Below are 19,876 nucleotides of genomic sequence, written 5' to 3'. Positions count from 1 at the left end.
TATAAGGAAGTAGACAATGGAAAGTTATAAGCAACCACTTCGAATTGGTATTGGCGGCCCGGTAGGGTCTGGTAAAACAGCGCTATTAGAAGTGCTTTGTAAAGCGATTCGCGACAAGCTCAATATCGCAGTGGTAACCAACGACATCTACACTCAAGAAGATGCCAAGATACTTACGCGAGCAGAGGCTCTAGAACCAGATCGTATTATTGGTGTTGAAACGGGTGGCTGTCCGCACACGGCGATCCGTGAAGATGCGTCGATGAACTTAGCTGCGGTAGAAGAGCTTGCCAAGCTGCATAAGAACCTCGATGTGGTATTCGTCGAAAGTGGCGGTGATAACTTGAGTGCGACGTTCAGCCCTGAATTAGCCGATCTTACCATCTACGTGATTGATGTAGCGGAAGGGGAGAAGATCCCACGTAAAGGCGGACCGGGTATTACGCGTTCTGATCTGCTGGTTATCAATAAGATCGATTTAGCACCATATGTGGGTGCGTCACTTGAGGTGATGGAGCAAGACACACAACGCATGCGTCCAACCAAGCCATACGTGTTCACCAACCTCAAAGAGAGCCAAGGGCTAGACTTCATCATCAACTTTATTGTGACGGAAGGGATGCTGACCATGAAGGAGCCTTCTACGACGGAGTCGTGAGTAAGGTTTGAATCAGGTTGTTTTCTTTTACAGCCAGTAGATATACAAAAGCCCTGTCGATTATCGATAGGGCTTTCTGGTTTTAAATGATTTTCAATGTTCTAGTCGAACCTAAAGCTCACTCTTAGCGACTCTTGTTGTCACTTGCGATTCAATCACACCGTCTTCAACTTGAGTGGTGATCACTTCACCGACTTCGACATCGTTAATCGATGATACTGTCTTGCTCGATGCAGAATGAGTAATGCTGTAGCCACGCTTTAGGGTTGCCAGTGGACTAACGGTCTCTAACTTCTCTGCAGCCATAGCGAGCTGGTGGCGAGTGGTTAGTAATGTCTTGTCCATTGCATCCAATAGCTTTTGCTCTGAACGTTGCAGATGCAGTTTCTGTTCGCCAAGGCGTTTCACTGGAGAGTTCAATTGAAGCTGGTGCTGTTTACGTTCAACACGCTGTGCATGCTGTTTTAGGTATTGAGTCATACCACGACGCAAACGCATATCTAGGTCATCAAGCTGCTGACTCTGCTTTTGAAGTTGGTAGCTAGGGTGTTGCTTCTCTAAGCGGTATTTCAACGTTTGAGTTGATTGCGCCTGTTTGATTAACACATGACGAATCGCACTGACTAAGCGAGCACGTTTAGACGCGAAAGCTTGTTCTTTATGACTGTTATCACGGCTAACCAATTCTGCGGCAGCTGATGGCGTTGGGGCACGCATATCGGCAACGAAATCAGCGATAGTGACATCCACTTCGTGGCCAACGGCGCTGATAATCGGGATTTGGCTTGCTGCGATTGTGCGAGCTACGATCTCGTTATTGAAGCACCATAGGTCTTCCAGTGAGCCGCCACCACGGCCGACGATTAACACATCACATTCATTGCGTTCGTTAGCGCGTCCAATCGCTTGGGCAATCTGAATCGCCGCCTCTTCGCCTTGAACCATGGTCGGGTAAACCACAACCGGTAGCGAAGGATCGCGCCTTTTTAGTACATCAAGAATATCAAACAGCGCTGCACCGGTTTTAGATGTGATAACGCCAACACGTTTGGGGTGTTCAGGAAGAGCTTGCTTACTTGATTGAGCAAACAGCCCTTCAGCGGCAAGGTTCATCTTCAGTTTTTCAAACTCTTGCTGAAGCTTACCGTCACCCTCTGGCTGCATGCTTTCGATGATCAGTTGATAATCACCACGTGGCTCATAAAGAGACAGGCGAGCTTTGACTAGAACTTGATTACCATTCTGGGGCTTAAAGGTGACACGGCGGTTATTGCCACGAAACATGGCGCACTTAACTTGAGCGCGAGAGTCTTTAAGCGTGAGGTACCAGTGACCAGATACAGGTGCAGAGAAGTTTGAGATTTCACCAACGAGCCAGACTATTCCCATTTCGTTTTCTAATAGGAGACGAACCTCTGAGTTGAGGCGAGAAACAGTAAAGATGTTTGGATTAGTCATAGAAGCACTATCTTTCCTTGAAGGAAGGTCTTTCTTGGAATCTCACAGGGCGTAAGTATGGAAGATAGCGGCAATATAATACATAGCAAGGGGGTAAATGCAAATTAAAAGTACAAAAATGTGTAGCCAAGCGATTTCGTTGGCCGTATAATCCGTCCGCAATATCTAATCCAAATGCAGTTTGATTTTCCTTAATTGGCTGCCCTCATTAGGCGAAACGATGAGATTGGATTGTTTCTTTTTACTCCTATTATTGTGAGATATTGCAAATGCTAAGAATTGCCAAAGAAGCGCTGACATTCGACGACGTACTGCTAGTGCCAGCACACTCCACCGTTCTCCCTAATACAGCTGATCTTCGCACTCAGCTGACGAAGAATATTTCCCTAAACATCCCAATGATATCTGCATCTATGGATACTGTGACAGAAGCTCGCCTAGCGATTGCACTGGCACAAGAAGGCGGAATAGGCTTCATTCATAAGAATATGTCAATCGAACAGCAAGCTGAAATGGTTCGCCAGGTTAAAATTTACGAAGCTGGTGTGGTTTCTCACCCAGTAACAGTAAGCCCTGACGCGACAATCGCTGATGTTGTAGCCCTTACCCAAAAACACGGCTTTGCCGGTTTCCCTGTTGTTACTGAAACAAACGAACTTGTTGGTATTATTACTGGCCGTGACGTTCGCTTTGTTACTGACCTTTCTAAGAAAGTTGATGTAGTAATGACACCTAAAGATCGCCTTGCTTCTGTTAAAGAAGGTGCAACTCGTGAAGAAGTTCAAGAGAAAATGCACGAAGCGCGTGTTGAAAAAGTTCTTGTTGTAAATGATGACTTCCAACTTACTGGAATGATCACTGCAAAAGATTTCCACAAAGCAGAACGTAAACCAAACGCTTGTAAAGATGAGCGCGGCAGCCTACGTGTAGGTGCAGCTGTTGGTGCTGGCGCTGGTAACGAAGAGCGCGTTGCTGCTCTAGTTGAAGCTGGCGTAGACGTTCTACTTATCGACTCTTCACACGGTCACTCTGAAGGCGTACTTAACCGTATCCGCGAAACTCGCGCTGCATACCCTGATCTACAAATCATCGGTGGTAACGTAGCAACTGGCGCTGGCGCTCGTGCTCTTATCGAAGCGGGTGTTAGTGCGGTTAAAGTAGGTATCGGCCCGGGTTCAATCTGTACGACTCGTATCGTTACTGGTGTTGGTGTTCCTCAAGTAACAGCAATCGCAGACGCAGCTGAAGTAGCTAACGAATACGGTATTCCAGTAATCGCAGATGGCGGTATCCGCTTCTCTGGCGATATCTGTAAAGCTATCGTTGCTGGCGCATCTTGTGTGATGGTTGGTTCAATGTTCGCGGGTACTGAAGAAGCACCGGGTGAAGTTATTCTTTACAACGGTCGTTCTTACAAGTCTTACCGTGGTATGGGTTCTCTTGGCGCTATGTCTCAAGGTTCTTCTGACCGTTACTTCCAATCTGACAACGCTGCAGACAAGCTTGTTCCAGAAGGTATTGAAGGTCGTATCGCATACAAAGGTCGTCTAAAAGAGATCGTTCACCAACAGATGGGCGGTCTACGCTCAAGCATGGGCCTAACGGGTTCTGCAACTGTTGAAGACATGCGTACTAAAGCTGAGTTTGTTCGTATCTCTGGTGCGGGCATGAAAGAATCTCACGTACACGATGTTCAAATCACGAAAGAAGCACCTAACTACCGTTTAGGTTAATAATACGTCCAAACGTTTGAATAATGTGCTGATTTAGTCGGCACATTAATATACCAATCGTAGTAAATAACTGGTCATCCTAGCTTGTTAAAAACCTCGATAACTTCGTTAGAATTTTTGATTGTAGAATAACTACTTATCAGAAAATCCTGCCTCGTTCTCAGGCTTTTTTCCTACGCTATTCCTGAACACTTACTTACTGTGATTGGTATTATATCTACCGCCTGTTTTGTTAAAAGTCCGATTGTCTCAAAACACGTGGTTAAAGATATCTAACGAAAACGTTTGCTTTATTTCTTGAAGAGTTAATCAGAGGTGAGTAAACTCACCTCCGTTTTATCACATAGCCAATAAGACTGCTTACAATGACTAAAAATATTCATGACCAACGTATTCTAATTCTAGACTTCGGTTCTCAATACACACAGCTAGTAGCTCGTCGTATTCGTGAGATCGGTGTTTACTGTGAACTTTGGAGCTGGGACGTAGAAGAAGCGGATATTCGTGAATTCAATCCAGACGGCATCATCCTATCTGGTGGTCCTGAAAGTGTAACGGAGGAGAACTCTCCACGTGCACCTCAGTACGTATTTGATTCAGGTGTTCCTGTATTCGGTATCTGCTACGGCATGCAAACTATGGCTGAGCAACTTGGCGGTAAAGTAGCAACGTCTACTGAGCGCGAGTTCGGCTACGCAGCGGTACAAGTGACTGGCGAATCTGCACTTTTCGCTGACCTTGAGTCAACTCAAGATGTTTGGATGAGCCACGGCGACAAAGTAGTTGAGATTCCAGCTGATTTCACAAAGATCGCTGAAACAGACACTTGCCCATACGCTGCAATGGCAAACGAAGAGAAGAAGTACTTCGGTGTTCAATTCCACCCAGAAGTAACACACACTAAAAACGGCCTGAAAATGCTTGAGAACTTCGTTCTTAACGTATGTGGTTGTGAAGGTCTGTGGACTTCAGCTTCAATCATTGAAGATGCAGTTGCACGTATTAAAGAACAAGTAGGTGACGACGAAGTTATCCTTGGTCTTTCTGGTGGTGTTGATTCATCTGTAGTTGCGATGCTTGCTCACCGCGCTATCGGCGACAAACTAACATGTGTATTTGTTGATAACGGCCTTCTTCGTCTAAACGAAGCTGAGCAAGTTATGGATATGTTTGGTGACCAGTTCGGCCTAAACATCATCAAAGTCGATGCAGAAGATCGTTTCCTTAAAGCTCTGGAAGGCGAAGCTGAACCAGAAGCTAAGCGTAAAATCATCGGTCACGTATTCGTAGATATCTTCGATGAAGAGTCTAAGAAACTATCTAATGCTAAATGGCTTGCTCAGGGTACTATCTACCCAGACGTAATCGAGTCTGCAGCATCTAAGACAGGTAAAGCACACGTAATCAAATCTCACCACAACGTTGGTGGCCTTCCTGATGATATGGAAATGGGTCTTGTTGAACCTCTACGTGAGCTGTTTAAAGATGAAGTACGTAAGATCGGCCTTGAGCTTGGTCTTCCATACAACATGCTTTACCGCCACCCATTCCCGGGTCCTGGTCTAGGCGTTCGTGTTCTTGGCGAAATCAAGAAAGAGTACTGTGATCTACTGCGTCGCGCAGATGCTATTTTCATTGAAGAGCTTCACGCTGCTGACCTTTACCACAAAGTATCTCAAGCATTCACGGTATTCCTACCAGTACGTTCAGTTGGCGTAATGGGCGATGGCCGTAAGTACGATTGGGTTGTATCTCTACGTGCCGTAGAAACTATCGACTTCATGACTGCTCACTGGGCACACCTACCATACGACTTCCTAGGTAAGGTTTCTAACCGTATTATCAACGAAGTTAACGGCATTTCACGTGTTGTTTACGATATTTCTGGTAAGCCACCAGCAACTATCGAGTGGGAATAATCTCTTAGAGATTTAACCAACTTTGATTAAGATCTTAAGCCTCGAACTCAGTTCGGGGCTTTTTTCTTTTCGATTGATTATATTGATTCATTACATTAAAGGCTTATGAGCAATACCTCGAAATCAAATGAACAATAACTAGAAACCAAATGAGTTGGAAACTAGATATCAGCTCAAGAAACCATGAGACGCTTTGTTGTGCTGAGCCATGTATCAAAAAGATCACTCGCACTTTTTATAAATTCACACAGCTACAGCTAGGCCATTCCACATGTGAAGCATACTCTTTGATGGACTTATTAAGGACAGATAAGAGAATCCATCATGTTAAAAATCAAATATTTGGCGACAGTACTGGGCTGCACATTAGCAGCGCAAAGTCATGCGTCTTTGAACATTCAACCTGATCCGCAAAACCCGAATGGTTACCTTGTTGAAAAGTCGGCTCTACAAGCTGCTGAACAAGCGAAAACATCCGATCCTATGTATGCGATCTGGTCACAGGCCCTTCAAACTCGCCCGAATACAATCGTTGAAGCGATTGAACCCGGTTCCCCCTCGAATCCTGAAAACATAAAGCGTGTAGAGCGCGTGTTCCCTCAATCTGAATGGGACTTCCTCACTCAGATGGCAGCGCCAGAATACACCTACACTCGCTTCTTACGTGCGATCGGTAAATTCCCAGCGTTCTGTGGAGAGTACACCGATGGCCGTGACTCCGATGCCATCTGTAAGAAATCCATCATCACGGCCTTTGCTCACTTTTCACAAGAGACGGGTGGGCACATCGCGATAGGCAACACCTCTGATAATCCATTAGCTCTAGAAGAGTGGCAGCAAGCGCTGGTGCATGTTCGCGAAATGGGTTGGTCTGAAGGCCAAGAAGGTTACACCACAGGTTGTGGTCAGAATGATTGGCAGAATGCCCGTTGGCCATGTGCTGCGGGGCAGGGTTACTTCGGACGTGGTGCTAAACAGCTTTCTTACCATTTTAATTACGGCGCGTTCTCTGAAGTGATGTTCGATGGCGATGCGACGGTGCTTCTCAACAATCCGGGCTTAGTGGCGGATTCTTGGTTGAACTTAGCGTCTGCTATCTGGTTCTTTTTAACACCACAAGCGCCTAAACCGGCAATGCTGCATGTAATTGACCGAACATGGACACCATCTCAACGTGAATTGGATGCGGGTATTGGCTATGGCTTTGGTACCACAATCAACGTGATCAATGGTGGTATTGAATGTGGCGAGCAGAACAAAGACAAAGGCCAACCCGTTAACCGTATTCGTTACTGGGAAGGGTTAGCCGCGCACTATGAAATTCCTGTAGAAGCCGATGAAGCCAATACATGTTGGCAGCAAACGCCTTACGGAAGCTTGAATCTCAACGGAGCAACGGATGTGTTGTACACCAACTGGGATGGTAACTGGAAATACTACGCAGACCGCCCAGAAGGGTATTCATTTGAGTGTGAGCTAGTGGGCTTTCAAACTGCTTATTCCGCACTGGTGGCTGGCGATTACGAGAAGTGTGTGACCAACTTTTATGGTTCTCATGCGAGTTGGCCTGAAGTGAAAGTGGTCGATAAGCTGGATCCGGTAGATCCTGGTACTGATCCGGGTGGTAATGGTTGGAGTGCGACCAAGGTTTACAACGCGGGTGACCAAGTGACTCACAACGGTGCAACCTATGAAGCGAAATGGTGGACACAAGGGGATGACCCTACCAATGGCGGCCCTTGGAAATTGATTGCTGGAGAGCCAACACCACCGGTAGTGACAGATCCATCGCCTGTTGATCCTGCTCCGGTAGACCCAACACCAGTTGAACCACCTGTGACAGAACCGCCAGTGGTTGTCGATCCATCTGAATTTATTACGTGGCAAGCCGGTGTTAGCCAAGTGAGTAATGGCGATAAAGTGACGCATAACGGTAAGTGCTTCGTGGCTAAAAACGGCCCAGGTGTTTGGGAAAGCCCAGTTCAATCGAATTGGTTCTGGGATGAAATCAGCTGTAATTGATAGTCTGAATACTGAAGAGGTGGCCTAAGTTACGAGCTCAGTAGTACGACCATAGCGATATAAATAATCAAAAGCCGAAAGTTTCTACTTTCGGCTTTTTTCCGTTTCGAACTTGGCTATTTAAGGAGGGTGATTGGTCTATTTGGCTATGTTGAAGCGCATTTAAAGACTAATTATCCAGTTAGAGGATAAAGTTCTGTACAAATGATGTTTGTGAATTTATATTCAAATTTAATTTATATTTATTCCATTGCTTTAGGGTTAATGTGTACCTATGGAACAGACAGATATCACGTCACTCATCCCCATTGTGATTACTTTGGTGTTGTCATTGGCGACAAGGAATGTGGTGATAGGCCTTTTTGCTGGTGTGCTGAGTGGTGTTGCAATGCTGACTGGCATGTTTAGCGAACTTAACCCGCTTGATACGTTTGGTACCATGGTGAAAGGTTACCTAGTCCCTCAGCTTACAGATAGCTACAACGCTGGCGTGATTATGCTGTTGGTGTTCATCGGTGGTTTTGTCGCTTTGATGGAAAAGTCGGGTGGTGGTGTTGCGTTTGCTAAGCGTGTGACTCAGTGGGTAAGCAACAAGTGCCAAGCTCAATTGTCTGCGTGGTTTGGAGGAATCGTGATATTTTTCTCTGACTTAGGTACTCCGTTGATTGTTGGTCCTGTCTTTCGCCCTCTTTTCGATAAACTGAAACTTTCTAGACAGAAGTTGGCATTCATCATCGACTCTACATCATCACCCGTCGCGATCCTTATCCCTTTTATCGGGTGGGGCGTGTATATCATGAGCCTGATTCAGAAAGAGTTTACGGCGTTGAATGTCAACATGTCCGATTGGGATGCGTTCATCGGTGCGATTCCTTTTCAGTTCTACGCATTCCTCGCGATTTTCATCGTTCCGCTCGTGTCCGTTAAAGGTTTAGATTTTGGGCCAATGGCAAAAGCTGAGCGTGATTGCCAGGCGGGAATTAACTCTGGCGTGAATAACGAATCACTAAATCCGTTCTCGCATAAAAATGCAAAGGCATCTTTTGTCTGGGCACCATTGTTAGTGATGCTGGTGGTGTTGTGTGCCATGCTGGTACCACAAGGTTTCCCGTTCCAAAAGGTCGCAGGTTCATCATTTAGAGCGGCGTTATCATCGGCTTATTTCTTTGCGGCGATTACATTAATTTCGTTAATGGCTTACTACGGTGTAAGAAAGTTGTCTGATGGTGTTTCTGTGTACTTAAAAGGCATGGGAAACATGATGCCAGTCGCGATCATCTTGGTATTGGCTTGGGCATTAAGCACCGTTGGTAAAGAGTTGGGTGCGGCAGCTTATATTGCTGAGCAAGCACAGAGCGGCTTTCCATATTGGTTAGTACCTGCGGTCGCGTTTTTATTATCGGCTATCATTTCATTCGCAACGGGATCGTCGTGGGGAACCTTCGCGATAATGATGCCATTGGTTATTCCAACCGCGATTGCGATAGATGCTCCGCTTCTCGTCGCAATTGGCGCTGTGTTGTCTGGTGGCTTGTTTGGTGACCATTGCTCACCGATTTCTGAAACCACGATTCTTTCTTCAACCGGGGCAGGGTGTGATCAGTTTGAACACTTTAAGACGCAGCTTCCTTACGCATTGATGAACGGCTCTATTGCTCTGATTAGTTTTGTAGTCGCAGGCTTTACGGGAAGTGCATTGGTTGTGTTAGGCGCTCTTGTTGCTCAGTTGATTGTCGTGACGTTGTTAGCCAAGCGCGATGCGAGTAAAAACGCTTCTTCAGACGTTCAATCTCAAGTGTCTGAGTCTAAAGCTCAACAAGCATAATTTAAGATAACAGGTGAGTGAGTAGATACGGGATGCGAGTAAACGAGTAACGAAAAGCTCGCTCTCTTGTTCTTCATTTCACTTACTCGCATCTAAGCAAACTTCCGTCATTCCCTACAGTGAGGAACGAACGTGATAGGGAATCTCTTTAGTGCGCCAAACGTGCTTATATCGAAGAGGAGATTCCAGATATCTCGTCCCTCGATTCTGGAATGACGATCAAATGAGTCGATACGTGACAGGGAATTTGTTTACTTATAGGTTCTATGAATTAATTAGCGTTGTTATGAAACTAATTTTCCATAAGATCATTTACACAATCTTAGTTTTCGATAACTGGATTACCTAGTTGTACGGTTTATAGATTAAAATTTTCTGATAATTTTTATCGCTTTTTTTTAATCAACCACTTTAATAAGGTAAATTCGCAATGTCGACCAAACTAGCTAACCCAGCGCCACTAGGCTTAATGGGTTTCGGTATGACCACTATTCTTCTTAATATCCACAACGCAGGTTTCTTTCCAATCGATTCAATGATTCTTGCTATGGGTATTTTTTACGGTGGTTTGAGCCAAGTTATCGTGGGCACAATGTGTTTCAAACGTGGTGACACGTTCGGTACAACTGCGTTTACTTCTTACGGCCTATTCTGGTTGTCTTTGGTTGGTTTAATCGTGATGCCTTACATGGGTCTACCTGCAAGCCCTGCAGCATTCATGGGTTGGTACCTACTATTATGGGGCATCTTCACAGGCTTCATGTTCATCGGCTCTCTATGCTACCCAGTGGCGAAGCAAGTAGTATTCGGTTCACTAACTATCTTGTTCTTCCTACTTGCAGCTCGTGATTTCACTGGCAGCGAACTAATCGGCACTATCGCTGGTTTTGAAGGTATCTTCTGTGGCGCTTCAGCTATCTACTTTGCAATGGCACAAGTAATCAACAACGAATACGGCCGCACAGTACTGCCTATCGGTGAGAAGAAAGCGCCTCAAATGGCAACACAAGAAATCGCTGCTTAATACTCTAACTCGGGAACAGTTAGTTTGTTATAAGCCATTTATTGGTTATGAATAAAACAAAAGGGGTTAGCCGAAATAGCTAACCCCTTTTTTATGCGTTATTAATAGCACTATTTGTTAAAGCGATCTATTTGCTAAGGAAAGCTTAAGCTGAAGGTTGCTCTACAGGTTTAGTGTCTGCAGCTTCTGCTTCTGGAGACTTGCCTGTTTTACGCTTGTACTTCTCTTCCCAGTAAGTTGCACCTTTAATGCCTAGTTTTACAGGGTTGAATGTGTACTCAGTTACGCCTTGTTTCTGCTGTTCTTCGTAGTCAGCTAGAGCTTTAAGCGCAGGCTTAGACATGAAGAAGATGATCAGAATACCAACGATGTTTAACCATGCCATCAAGCCAACACCAACATCACCCATTGCCCATGCAAGGTTCGCTGTTTTAACTGTGCCATAGAAAACGGCAGTGATAAGAACAAGCTTAAGTACGAACATCATGCCAGGGATCTTGATGGTACGACGTAGGTAAGCAATATTCGTTTCTGCGATGTAGTAGTAAGCAAGAATCGTTGTAAATGCGAAGAAGAACAGAGCAAATGCGATGAATGGCTTACCAATGCCTGGTAGTGCACTTTCAATAGCAAGCTGTGTAAATACAGGACCATTCGCACCGATGTTTGCTGCTAGGTTCTGAACAAGGAACACACCCTCAGCGCCGCCGTGAACGTTGTAAGCACCAGTGATGATGATCATGAACGCTGTAGCAGAACATACTAGAAGAGTATCGATGTAGATAGAGAATGCTTGTACCAAACCTTGCTGAGCTGGGTGATCAACACTTGCAGCCGCTGCCGCGTGAGGACCAGTACCTTGACCCGCTTCGTTTGAGTAAACACCACGTTTAACACCCCAACCAATTGCAGCACCGAAGCCTGCCATAGGTGTGAATGCATCACCAACAATCATTGCGAAAACCGTTGGCACTTGGCTGATGTTTAGCAGAATGATAACGAACGCGATGATGATGTAAGCCAATGCCATGAAAGGAACAACGATTTGTGTGAAGTTCGCAATACGTTTAACACCACCAAAGATGATGAAAGCAAGGATGATAGCAACAACAGTACCGGTGAAAATTTTAGCGAAACTGAATGTACCGACAGCTGTTTCAATCATATCACCTGATCCAAATGCAGCTTCTACAGCATTACCAATACTGTTTGACTGAACACCTGGAAGCAAAATACCACATGCAAAAATAGTCGCGATTGCGAAGATCCATGCGTACCACTTCTGACCCATTGCTTTTTCAATGTAGTAAGCCGGACCACCACGGAACTGGCCTTCGTCTTCTTCTTTGTAGATTTGCGCTAGCGTAGATTCTGCATAAGCAGTCGCGGCGCCAAAGAAGGCTACAACCCACATCCAGAATACTGCACCTGGGCCACCGAAACCGATAGCGGCAGCAACACCAGCAATGTTACCTGTACCGACACGGCCAGATAGCGAAACGGCTAGAGCTTGGAAAGACGAGATGCCTTTTGATGAGCTTTTACCCGATAGTAGCAAGCGCCACATTTCAAAGAAGTGACGGATTTGAACAAATCGAGTCATGATGGAGTAGAACAAACCTGCACCTAAACATAGGTAGATAAGTACTGGGCTCCAGATTATTCCATTCAAAAAATCAACGAATGACTGCATGAGTATTTTCCCTGTTAGTTTTGCTTATGATTGTTTTTCGAACAACACAATACTTCACTTGTAACCCGAGTGTTAAATTATTTAACTGCGCATTAGGATTACTGTGACATAAAGCAAGTTATAGAGGGTGTTTGTTAATGCTTAGTGCTAATTCTAGAATCGTTCCATTTAATCTGATATGCAACTAGTTGTGATTTGTTGTGTTTTGAAAAGTGAATAAATAGTGATTAATACAGAAAGGGGATCTTGAGGTGCGCATAAGAAACGAAATTGCGCAAAACAGCGGTTAAAGCCGATTAGCATAAACGGCTGACATATGGATGGTGGGATAAGTAGGTTGGAATATATCACCTGCATCAGGTGAGCTAGCAGGTCTATGAGACTATGGCTTTTGAAGGTTTGATAATTGAGGCCTTAATATCTACCTAGTAAAAGTTGTTAATTTGATGCCTGTTTCAAACAACTACGAACCCTCGCGCCTGTAATTCTTTAGCGAACTCAGACTGAGTATTTGGCTCGCCGTGAATCAAATGCACCTCTTTCGGTGGAGTCGCGATGCCGTCTATAAATTGGTAAAGATCCTCTTTATCAGCATGGGCAGAATAGCCAGACATGCCATGAATTTGAGCATTAACCTCAACGTCTTTGTTATCAATATAAACCTGCATTTCCCCTTGTTGCAGCTCTCGTCCGAGCGTTCCGTGCGCTTGATAGCCAGCTAAAATTACATCGGTTCGTTTATCGGGAAGCAAGGCGGATAAGTAGTTCATTATCCTGCCACCCTGACACATCCCAGAAGCTGCGACCACAATCGCAGGTTCACCTGTCGACTTGAGGCGATTCACGATTTTCTTGTGCATTCTATGTCCATCAACGGTAATGCACTGCTCAAAAGCGAGTGGGTGACGTTTCAGTTCAAGACGCTGCTTTGCTTCTTGTCCCCACAACTCTTTAAAGCGTCGGTATGAACGCGTCACTTTCTGAGCCATCGGAGAATCGAGAATAATAGGAATATCGCTACTGAGTTGATGCTTAAAGATCAGGTGTTCGATATCAAACAGCAATTCCTGAGTTCTGCCGATACTAAAAGCTGGGATTAGAATAACGCCACCATCGAGCAGTGAACGATCAATAATGGCCTTGAGACGCTCAGATCGCGTAGCAATATCATCATGTGTACTGGTGCCATAAGTGGATTCGATAAACAGATAATCAGCTTGCTGTGGTGACTTGGGATGCGGCAGCAGTGGTGTGTTACTCGGGCCCAAGTCGCCAGAAAACACAACTACTTCTTGGTTGGGTAACTTAATCTCGATATAGGCAGAACCTAAGATGTGCCCCGCAGGTTGAAAGCGAGCATACAGAGTATTTGGCCTATCATGATCCTTTCCGTTGTTTTGCTGTTTAGACGTGATTGGAAACCATTCCCCGTAAGGCTTGGGAGCAATTAACGAATGAATCTTTTTGAGTATCAGCTTCGACTGTTTATTGCTGAGTCCTTGCAGCTTTAAGCCATCCTCAATCATTAAAGGGGCAAGTTCAGCGGTGGCTTGCGTGCAATAAATCGGTTGGTTAAACCCACTGGCGAGTAACCAAGGTAATCGGCCAATATGATCAATGTGAGTATGGGTCAGCAGCAGAGCGTTGAGGTGGGATGTTTCAAATTCAATATCAAGAGGGCGTGCATCTTCTCCTTGAAGCTTTTTACCTTGAAGATCTAAACCTTGAAAAAGGCCACAATCGATGAGCACCGCTTGGCCTGAATCTCTTAGCTCGTGACAAGATCCTGTGACAGTATGTTTGCCACCATGGTGAATCACTTCCATCGTTTGCTCCCATTGCTCTATAAAGCCGTTAACGCCTGTTTTTATTTTGCGGATAAGCGCCAGCAAGTAAAACAAGAACAATGAGAGTTGCGATCGTTGAGTGTCTTTTTAAGTAACTGAGCGATGACTCAGTGGTTTCGTTGCGAGTTAGTTCGTAGAAGAACGATCTGAATCCAACTCTGTTTTTTGCTGCGCCTCTAAACGAGCCACTTCGGCATCAAGCTCTGCTATTTTCTCTGCCATGAGTGCGTGACAGCGATTGGCCAACTCTCTCGCATCGCTAAGCTTGTATCCGGATACATCGATAGGTTCCAGCATCTCGGTGATCACAATGCCATTATTGGCTCGATTCAAGTCGATCTTATTGTGCGTGGTGCTGGTACACATCGGGGTGATAGGCACACCAGCTTCGATTGCCATTCGGAAAGCGCCCGTTTTGAATGGCAATAGTCCACGCCCTTTACTACGGGTTCCTTCCGGGTAAACCCAAACAGACAGATCTCTCTGATGAATCGCTTCCGCCACTTGCTTGATGGTATCGCGTGCTTTGGATTTGTCTTCGCGGTTAATCATGATGTTACCGGTGATCCAATACAGCAGGCCAAAGAAAGGCACGTACAACAAATCGCGTTTGCCCAATGAAACAGTGCGTGGTCTTAGCATTCCTGGATCGGTCACAAAATCCAATATGCTTTGGTGGTTAGATATGTAGACGCTGTTTTCTGGTGTCGGGGCATTGTCTAGGCCGCGTTGCACCAGTTTTACACCGATGATCTTTTGGAGTTGGTTGAACCAACGACAGAAAACGTACACATGCTTGGGGTTCTTGGGGCTAAACAAGCAGTAAACAAAAGCACATAGAGTGGTGAAAATAATAAACACCGTAGCCAAAATAATACGAAGAACAGCAAGCACAATTCACTCCTTACTCACCGCAGATGGCAGTGATTAAATAGTTTTAGATGCTTGAAGTTTTCACTCTATTTAACCGAATTGCAACAATTAACTGTTATAGGGTTCTGTTTTTAGATCTTTATATAAAACAAGGACTAACAATGGGTGTTTGACACGATTATCGAGCTTACACGTGTTCACCAGTAATGGCTCATGATCACCAATACTGTTTATTTGGATCCGATTTTTCTACCCATTCCGGATCTTGACGCGATTCTAAGTAGAGTTGTAGGCCGTTATAAGACATGAAAGCTGCAGGGCCGCCGAGGTGCTCGAAATAGTCAAAATACTCATCTTCGAGAGCACAAAGGTGGGCTAAATCTTTAACCTTGTTAGCCAGGGCCCACTGAATAGCAAACACAGGCGCTATTGAGCCTGAAATATTCACCTCTTCGACGTTTGGGTTAAACATTGAATTAGCTTGCTCAAGCAGTATCTCTTCTTGTTCAGACTCCTGTTGCAGCACCTCTTCGACGATCTCCGAGCGCTTGGTATTAGAGACATTCTTGTTCAGCTTGGTGATTCGCAGTGCGTAGCTAAACCTTTCTGATGAAACGATGTCGACAAGCTGCGACAACAGCTCTTTGTCTACGCCTGCTGCCTTGGTGAAATAGTCGATACATGAATTGATTGAGGCATAACGAGTACCGTCAAACTCAAAGCCACTGGTTTCGTCGTATACCTCAAGTGGGATGTCATCAACCGACAAAGGCCAGCCTTTATAATCGACGCGTTGTTTGGCGATTTGATACATCTTCCAAGCGCTGCGCCCAAACCCACCGAGCGTCGAACCCGAGAAATCAGAATCAATAAGCTCTTGCTCCGTCCAGTTCTCACCGATGCCAAGGTGCTTAGCGTACTTGTCTATCAGAGTGTGTTTTATCTGATCGCGCACTGACCAAATTGAGGTTAGATTCTTTGAATAGTTAATTCTCGCACACTCATTACAAGCCGGCAGTGCTATCGGTGAATGGCCAATCTTGGCAACTGCCTGCGCTGTCTTAGGAAATTCAACAAGGTTACTGGAAGGCTCACCACAAAACCAACAGGTGTGGCGCAGATTGAATGGGGTATCTATGTGCGAGTATGTGTTCATTAGTTTTCTATCGGTTTGGTGCTTGAGGCGAGTTAATCATCTTCAAACAATTATCTCTGTTCGCACGTCAGCTTGCACCTTGTTTGTTTTTGTTTTGCTGACGAGACTGATTCGCCTGATGCACTCATTAGGTGGATATTGATATAAAACAGTCACTAACGATAAATATTGCTCGGTGTGGATGAACTTGCATGAGCTGCTAGCAATCGCCTAAGCTCCCCATTACTATTGAGATAGACTCCTTACTCCAATAGCGCATATGACCTCATCGATTCCTTTTTACGATAAAAATGCTCACACACTTTGCCAGCAGTACAACTCAGTGACGTTCGAGACGGTGCATAAAAGCTGGCAAGCTTATTGGCCTTTAGAGGGCGATAAAGTATTAGATGTCGGTGCTGGGAGCGGTCGTGATGTGCTATGGATGCACAAAGCCGGAGCTAATGTTATTGCGATAGAACCAAGTGCTTCATTACGCGAACAAGGCTCGAAATATACAGGCCCAAGTGTTACCTGGATTGATGATTCACTGCCTTCGCTTAGCCGCACTGAAAACCTCGGAATGCGTTTTGACCTGATATTGGTGAGTGCGGTTTGGATGCACTTAGCCCCGTCTCATCGAGAACGAGCATTTAGAAAGTTGTCTAACTTGCTAGCTCCAAATGGCAAGCTGGTGATCACTCTGCGTCATGGGGAATTTATAGACAGTCGACAAGGCTATGAAGTCTCGGTTGAAGAGCTCGAGCGTTTGTCAAAAAACAGCGCCTTGTTGGTTCGTCATGTCGATGATAGCCAAGACACATTGAACCGCAGTGAAGTGTGGTGGCAAACCGTGGTGATGACATTGCCAGACGATGGCTCCGGTGATTTGAACAAGGTGCGCCACATTATTGTGAATGACAACAAGTCGGCCACATACAAGTTGGCTTTGTTGAGAACATTACTGCGAATTGCTGATGCGCATTCAGGCGCTGTGATTGATCGAACTGATGGAAAAATTTCTCTACCAGTGGGCTTGGTTGCTCTGTATTGGGTTAGGCAGTTTAAGCGACTGATTGATATCGACATAGAAGGCGCAGGGATTCAGCAAAATAGCAACACAACGAAGGGACTTGGGTTTGTAAAAGAGGATGGGTGGAATAAACTCAAACACTTAAGTGCTGATGATCTAGCGATAGGCGCTATGTTTCTCGGCGATGAAGCTAAGGCTCTACAAAAGCTATTTTCACAAACGATCAGCACCATTAAATCAGGACCTGTGACTTTCATTTATCAAGGCTCGAAAGACAACCGACTATTCGATATATACCCACCTCACAAACGACGGAAGAGCCGAGAATCACTGGTCATTGATAGTGAGTTCTTAGAAAGTTTTGGTTATTTCACTCTCGATGAAAGCCTGTGGGAGTGCTTTAGAATCTACCACTCTTGGATTGAACCACTGGTGGTGAATCAATGGGTCATGGAGATGCAGCGTTTCGAGTTGAACCGACAGCGAAGCATTTCACTACAGACTTATCACGACTGCTTGGTATGGATCGATCAAAACCATGATACTCGCGATGTGCGTAAACGTGTCGAGCAACTTAGATCTGATCGTGCCGACATTGTCAGCGTGTGGAGTGGAAAATCATTAAAAAATGAGTATCACGTTGATCACTGTTTGCCTTTCGCTTACTGGCCAAACAACGATAAGTGGAACCTCTTTCCTACTACAAGCAAAGAGAACTTAAGTAAAAGTGATAAAGTTCCTACGGCTGAAAAGCTGCGCTCGTCTAAGTCGAGGATTCTAGAGTGGTGGCAACTCGCTTGGAACGATTCGGCTCATTTTGAACAACAATTCTTTTCAGAAGCCGCGCTTTCGTTACCTAACATCCCTGCGCAGTGTCGAGACTTTGAAGAGGTGTTCGATGCAATGGGCTTGCAGGTACGTGGTGTAAAAAGCAGACTGCTGATTAGTGAGTGGCACTGATCATTAAGTGGGCTAGTTATCCCAAATAACCCTCAACAAACTAATCATCGAGAACATAATGAAATACATCGGAATTGATGGCTGCAAGTCGGGTTGGATCGCTTGGATTGTCTCTGACAATGAGATACCTGCGTTTAAAGTGGTAAACACCCTCGATGAGCTAGCGAGTGATCTTATCGGTTCAACGGCGCTTATCGATATGCCTATTGGTTTTAGTGATGCACAAACTCCAGATCGCTTGTGTGACAAAGCAGCAAGGCGTTTTCTAACCAGCAAACGTGGTTCTTCGGTGTTTCCGGTTCCGTGTCGTGAGGCGGTTTACCAAACCGATTACATTGCGGCGTGCAGTGCCAATGTGGAGCAGCTTGATAAGAAGTTTTCTAAACAGACTTGGGGAATTGTGCCCAAGATTCGCGAGCTTGATGAGCTCATTGAAACTCATCCCAATCTTTCTATCAGGGAATCACATCCTGAAGTGGTGTTTGCAGCATTGAAAGACGAACCGCTGACGTTTTCAAAACGAACGCAAGAAGGCAAAGATGAACGGCTTTCTATTATTCAGCAGCTATCCCCTCAATGGTGTGACCGCTTGTCGTTGGCCATTTCAAATACCAAACGTAAAGACGCCGCGATAGACGATATTTACGATGCGTTCGTACTTATGTTAGTTGCCTATTACGCTCCGCAATTATCGACCTTACCTGAACTTTCTGATGTTGGTGGAGAAGCTGACAAGGATCAGAACGGACGAGTTAGAGAGATTGTTTACTGGAACAAAACACGCTAACAAAGCGTGCGCTCAACTTGGCTTAATATGCTATTTTCCAACTTCTGCTACTTTTCACTCTTACTATTTTGAGTTTTTGATATGAAACGTTTTATTGTCGGCTGTCTGGCCACTGTGCTCAGTGCAGTGAGTTATGCCCAAGTCGCTCCTATATCTCAATGGCAATGCGACATGATGAAAAAGAACAATGTCTTGAGTAGTGGTGCGCCCGTTGGTTGTGAGCGACTATCCAAAGTGGATTTCGATTTCATTAGTTTCAAAGGGGAAACGCAACAGGGCAATATGATCGTGCTTGATGTTATTGCGCCTGCTGTTGAACAAATCTTTTCAGATCTTAAACAGCGCAGTTTTCCTCTTCATTCTGCTCGCTTAATGCGTGAATTCAGAGGTGACGATAACGCCTCAATGGACGCGAACAACAGCAGTGCGTTTAACGCTCGTCCTATTACTGGCGGAGGAGGTTGGTCGAAACATGCCTATGGTGTGGCAATCGACATCAACCCAGTTCAAAACCCTTTCTTAGAGTTCGATAGCAACGGACGAATCACGGTAAAGCCTTCACAATCTGCGACTCGCTATGTGAATCGTACTCGTTTTCGCGCGCGTGATGAAATTGAACGCAGCGGCATGGCAGAAGATGTGGTGGAGCTGTTTGCCCATCACGGATTTATGATCTGGGGAGGGGATTGGAATAGCCCAATCGATACTCAGCATTTTGAGGTTGGATCAAGAAAGTTCGTTAACCAACTGCTCTCTAAACCACAACCTGAAGCCGAGGTGTTATTTGAGCGCTACGTCAAATCTTATCGACAGTGCTATCTCAAAAATAAAGGTGAGGACGCAGAAAAAGCTCGAGCTATCTGTGCAAAGAAAACAGTCGGGACTTTTTAGTGCTATGTTTATCTAGAA

At 45.2% G+C, this 19,876-nt stretch carries 14 protein-coding genes; 9 read left to right on the top strand and 5 right to left on the bottom strand.

Going from position 1 to position 19,876, the window contains the following annotated elements:
- Positions 1-16 precede the first annotated feature (16 nt).
- Positions 17-658, top strand: coding sequence for an urease accessory protein UreG (ureG, locus tag AB4209_RS10755; RefSeq protein WP_004735125.1), 642 nt, complete (start codon positions 17-19; stop codon positions 656-658).
- Positions 659-769: 111 nt separating this feature from the next.
- Here the strand turns inward: ureG and xseA are convergent, their stop codons facing one another.
- Positions 770-2,116, bottom strand: coding sequence for an exodeoxyribonuclease VII large subunit (gene xseA / locus AB4209_RS10750; protein WP_048663722.1), 1,347 nt, complete (start codon positions 2,114-2,116; stop codon positions 770-772).
- Positions 2,117-2,385: 269 nt separating this feature from the next.
- Here xseA and guaB point away from each other — a divergent pair, with 269 nt between their 5' ends.
- From guaB to AB4209_RS10725, 5 genes are all read left to right on the top strand, one after another.
- Positions 2,386-3,849, top strand: coding sequence for an IMP dehydrogenase (gene guaB, locus AB4209_RS10745; RefSeq protein ID WP_372055851.1), 1,464 nt, complete (start codon positions 2,386-2,388; stop codon positions 3,847-3,849).
- A gap of 365 nt (positions 3,850-4,214) precedes the next feature.
- Positions 4,215-5,768 carry a glutamine-hydrolyzing GMP synthase gene (gene guaA / locus AB4209_RS10740; protein WP_017059729.1) on the top strand — a complete coding sequence of 518 codons (1,554 nt, stop codon included), beginning with the start codon at positions 4,215-4,217 and terminating at the stop codon, positions 5,766-5,768.
- Between the two features lie 324 nt (positions 5,769-6,092).
- Positions 6,093-7,790: a chitinase gene (locus tag AB4209_RS10735; protein ID WP_372055849.1), complete on the top strand. Its 1,698-nt coding sequence runs from the start codon at positions 6,093-6,095 to the stop codon at positions 7,788-7,790.
- A 274-nt stretch (positions 7,791-8,064) separates the two neighbouring features.
- On the top strand, positions 8,065-9,615 hold the full coding sequence (locus AB4209_RS10730; protein WP_372055847.1) for a Na+/H+ antiporter NhaC family protein: 1,551 nt from the start codon (positions 8,065-8,067) through the stop codon (positions 9,613-9,615).
- Positions 9,616-10,045: 430 nt separating this feature from the next.
- Positions 10,046-10,639 carry an acetate uptake transporter gene (locus tag AB4209_RS10725; protein ID WP_010440610.1) on the top strand — a complete coding sequence of 198 codons (594 nt, stop codon included), beginning with the start codon at positions 10,046-10,048 and terminating at the stop codon, positions 10,637-10,639.
- Positions 10,640-10,784: 145 nt separating this feature from the next.
- On the opposite strand, the gene AB4209_RS10720 is transcribed toward AB4209_RS10725, so the two are convergent.
- The 4 genes from AB4209_RS10720 to AB4209_RS10705 all read right to left on the bottom strand — a co-directional run bounded on the left by AB4209_RS10720 (position 10,785) and on the right by AB4209_RS10705 (position 16,208).
- Complete coding sequence (locus AB4209_RS10720; RefSeq protein ID WP_017069529.1) at positions 10,785-12,332, bottom strand: sodium:alanine symporter family protein; 1,548 nt, start codon at positions 12,330-12,332, stop codon at positions 10,785-10,787.
- Between the two features lie 455 nt (positions 12,333-12,787).
- Positions 12,788-14,158, bottom strand: a complete 1,371-nt coding sequence (locus AB4209_RS10715) for an MBL fold metallo-hydrolase (RefSeq protein WP_372055845.1) — start codon at positions 14,156-14,158, stop codon at positions 12,788-12,790.
- A gap of 147 nt (positions 14,159-14,305) precedes the next feature.
- Complete coding sequence (locus AB4209_RS10710; protein ID WP_102333729.1) at positions 14,306-15,073, bottom strand: 1-acylglycerol-3-phosphate O-acyltransferase; 768 nt, start codon at positions 15,071-15,073, stop codon at positions 14,306-14,308.
- 196 nt (positions 15,074-15,269) lie between these two features.
- Positions 15,270-16,208 carry a hypothetical protein gene (locus AB4209_RS10705; RefSeq protein WP_017059736.1) on the bottom strand — a complete coding sequence of 313 codons (939 nt, stop codon included), beginning with the start codon at positions 16,206-16,208 and terminating at the stop codon, positions 15,270-15,272.
- Positions 16,209-16,467: 259 nt separating this feature from the next.
- On the opposite strand from AB4209_RS10705, the gene AB4209_RS10700 reads away from it, so the two are divergent.
- The 3 genes from AB4209_RS10700 (at position 16,468) to AB4209_RS10690 (ending at position 19,858) form a co-directional block, all read left to right on the top strand.
- Positions 16,468-18,180: a class I SAM-dependent methyltransferase gene (locus AB4209_RS10700; protein WP_372055843.1), complete on the top strand. Its 1,713-nt coding sequence runs from the start codon at positions 16,468-16,470 to the stop codon at positions 18,178-18,180.
- A gap of 58 nt (positions 18,181-18,238) precedes the next feature.
- Positions 18,239-18,967, top strand: a complete 729-nt coding sequence (locus tag AB4209_RS10695; RefSeq protein WP_372055841.1) for a DUF429 domain-containing protein — start codon at positions 18,239-18,241, stop codon at positions 18,965-18,967.
- Between the two features lie 81 nt (positions 18,968-19,048).
- Positions 19,049-19,858 carry a M15 family metallopeptidase gene (locus tag AB4209_RS10690; RefSeq protein WP_372055839.1) on the top strand — a complete coding sequence of 270 codons (810 nt, stop codon included), beginning with the start codon at positions 19,049-19,051 and terminating at the stop codon, positions 19,856-19,858.
- Positions 19,859-19,876: the final 18 nt, after the last annotated feature.

The organism is Vibrio sp. 10N.286.48.C11, assembly GCF_041469805.1.
Taxonomy (GTDB): domain Bacteria; phylum Pseudomonadota; class Gammaproteobacteria; order Enterobacterales; family Vibrionaceae; genus Vibrio; species Vibrio crassostreae_C.
The sequence above is the reverse complement of the archived record's forward strand: the minus strand, read 5'-3'. Positions and strand labels throughout refer to the sequence as shown.

Bases quoted from the DNA above. Each gene is read 5' to 3' on its own strand.
- AB4209_RS10715 (WP_372055845.1), bottom strand. From the start codon at position 14,158: ATGGAAGTGATTCACCATGGTGGCAAACATACTGTCACAGGATCTTGT.
- AB4209_RS10720 (WP_017069529.1), bottom strand. From the start codon at position 12,332: ATGCAGTCATTCGTTGATTTTTTGAATGGAATAATCTGGAGCCCAGTA.
- xseA (WP_048663722.1), bottom strand. From the start codon at position 2,116: ATGACTAATCCAAACATCTTTACTGTTTCTCGCCTCAACTCAGAGGTT.
- AB4209_RS10725 (WP_010440610.1), top strand. From the start codon at position 10,046: ATGTCGACCAAACTAGCTAACCCAGCGCCACTAGGCTTAATGGGTTTC.
- ureG (WP_004735125.1), top strand. From the start codon at position 17: ATGGAAAGTTATAAGCAACCACTTCGAATTGGTATTGGCGGCCCGGTA.
- guaA (WP_017059729.1), top strand. From the start codon at position 4,215: ATGACTAAAAATATTCATGACCAACGTATTCTAATTCTAGACTTCGGT.
- AB4209_RS10700 (WP_372055843.1), top strand. From the start codon at position 16,468: ATGACCTCATCGATTCCTTTTTACGATAAAAATGCTCACACACTTTGC.
- AB4209_RS10735 (WP_372055849.1), top strand. From the start codon at position 6,093: ATGTTAAAAATCAAATATTTGGCGACAGTACTGGGCTGCACATTAGCA.
- AB4209_RS10730 (WP_372055847.1), top strand. From the start codon at position 8,065: ATGGAACAGACAGATATCACGTCACTCATCCCCATTGTGATTACTTTG.
- AB4209_RS10690 (WP_372055839.1), top strand. From the start codon at position 19,049: ATGAAACGTTTTATTGTCGGCTGTCTGGCCACTGTGCTCAGTGCAGTG.
- guaB (WP_372055851.1), top strand. From the start codon at position 2,386: ATGCTAAGAATTGCCAAAGAAGCGCTGACATTCGACGACGTACTGCTA.
- AB4209_RS10705 (WP_017059736.1), bottom strand. From the start codon at position 16,208: ATGAACACATACTCGCACATAGATACCCCATTCAATCTGCGCCACACC.
- AB4209_RS10695 (WP_372055841.1), top strand. From the start codon at position 18,239: ATGAAATACATCGGAATTGATGGCTGCAAGTCGGGTTGGATCGCTTGG.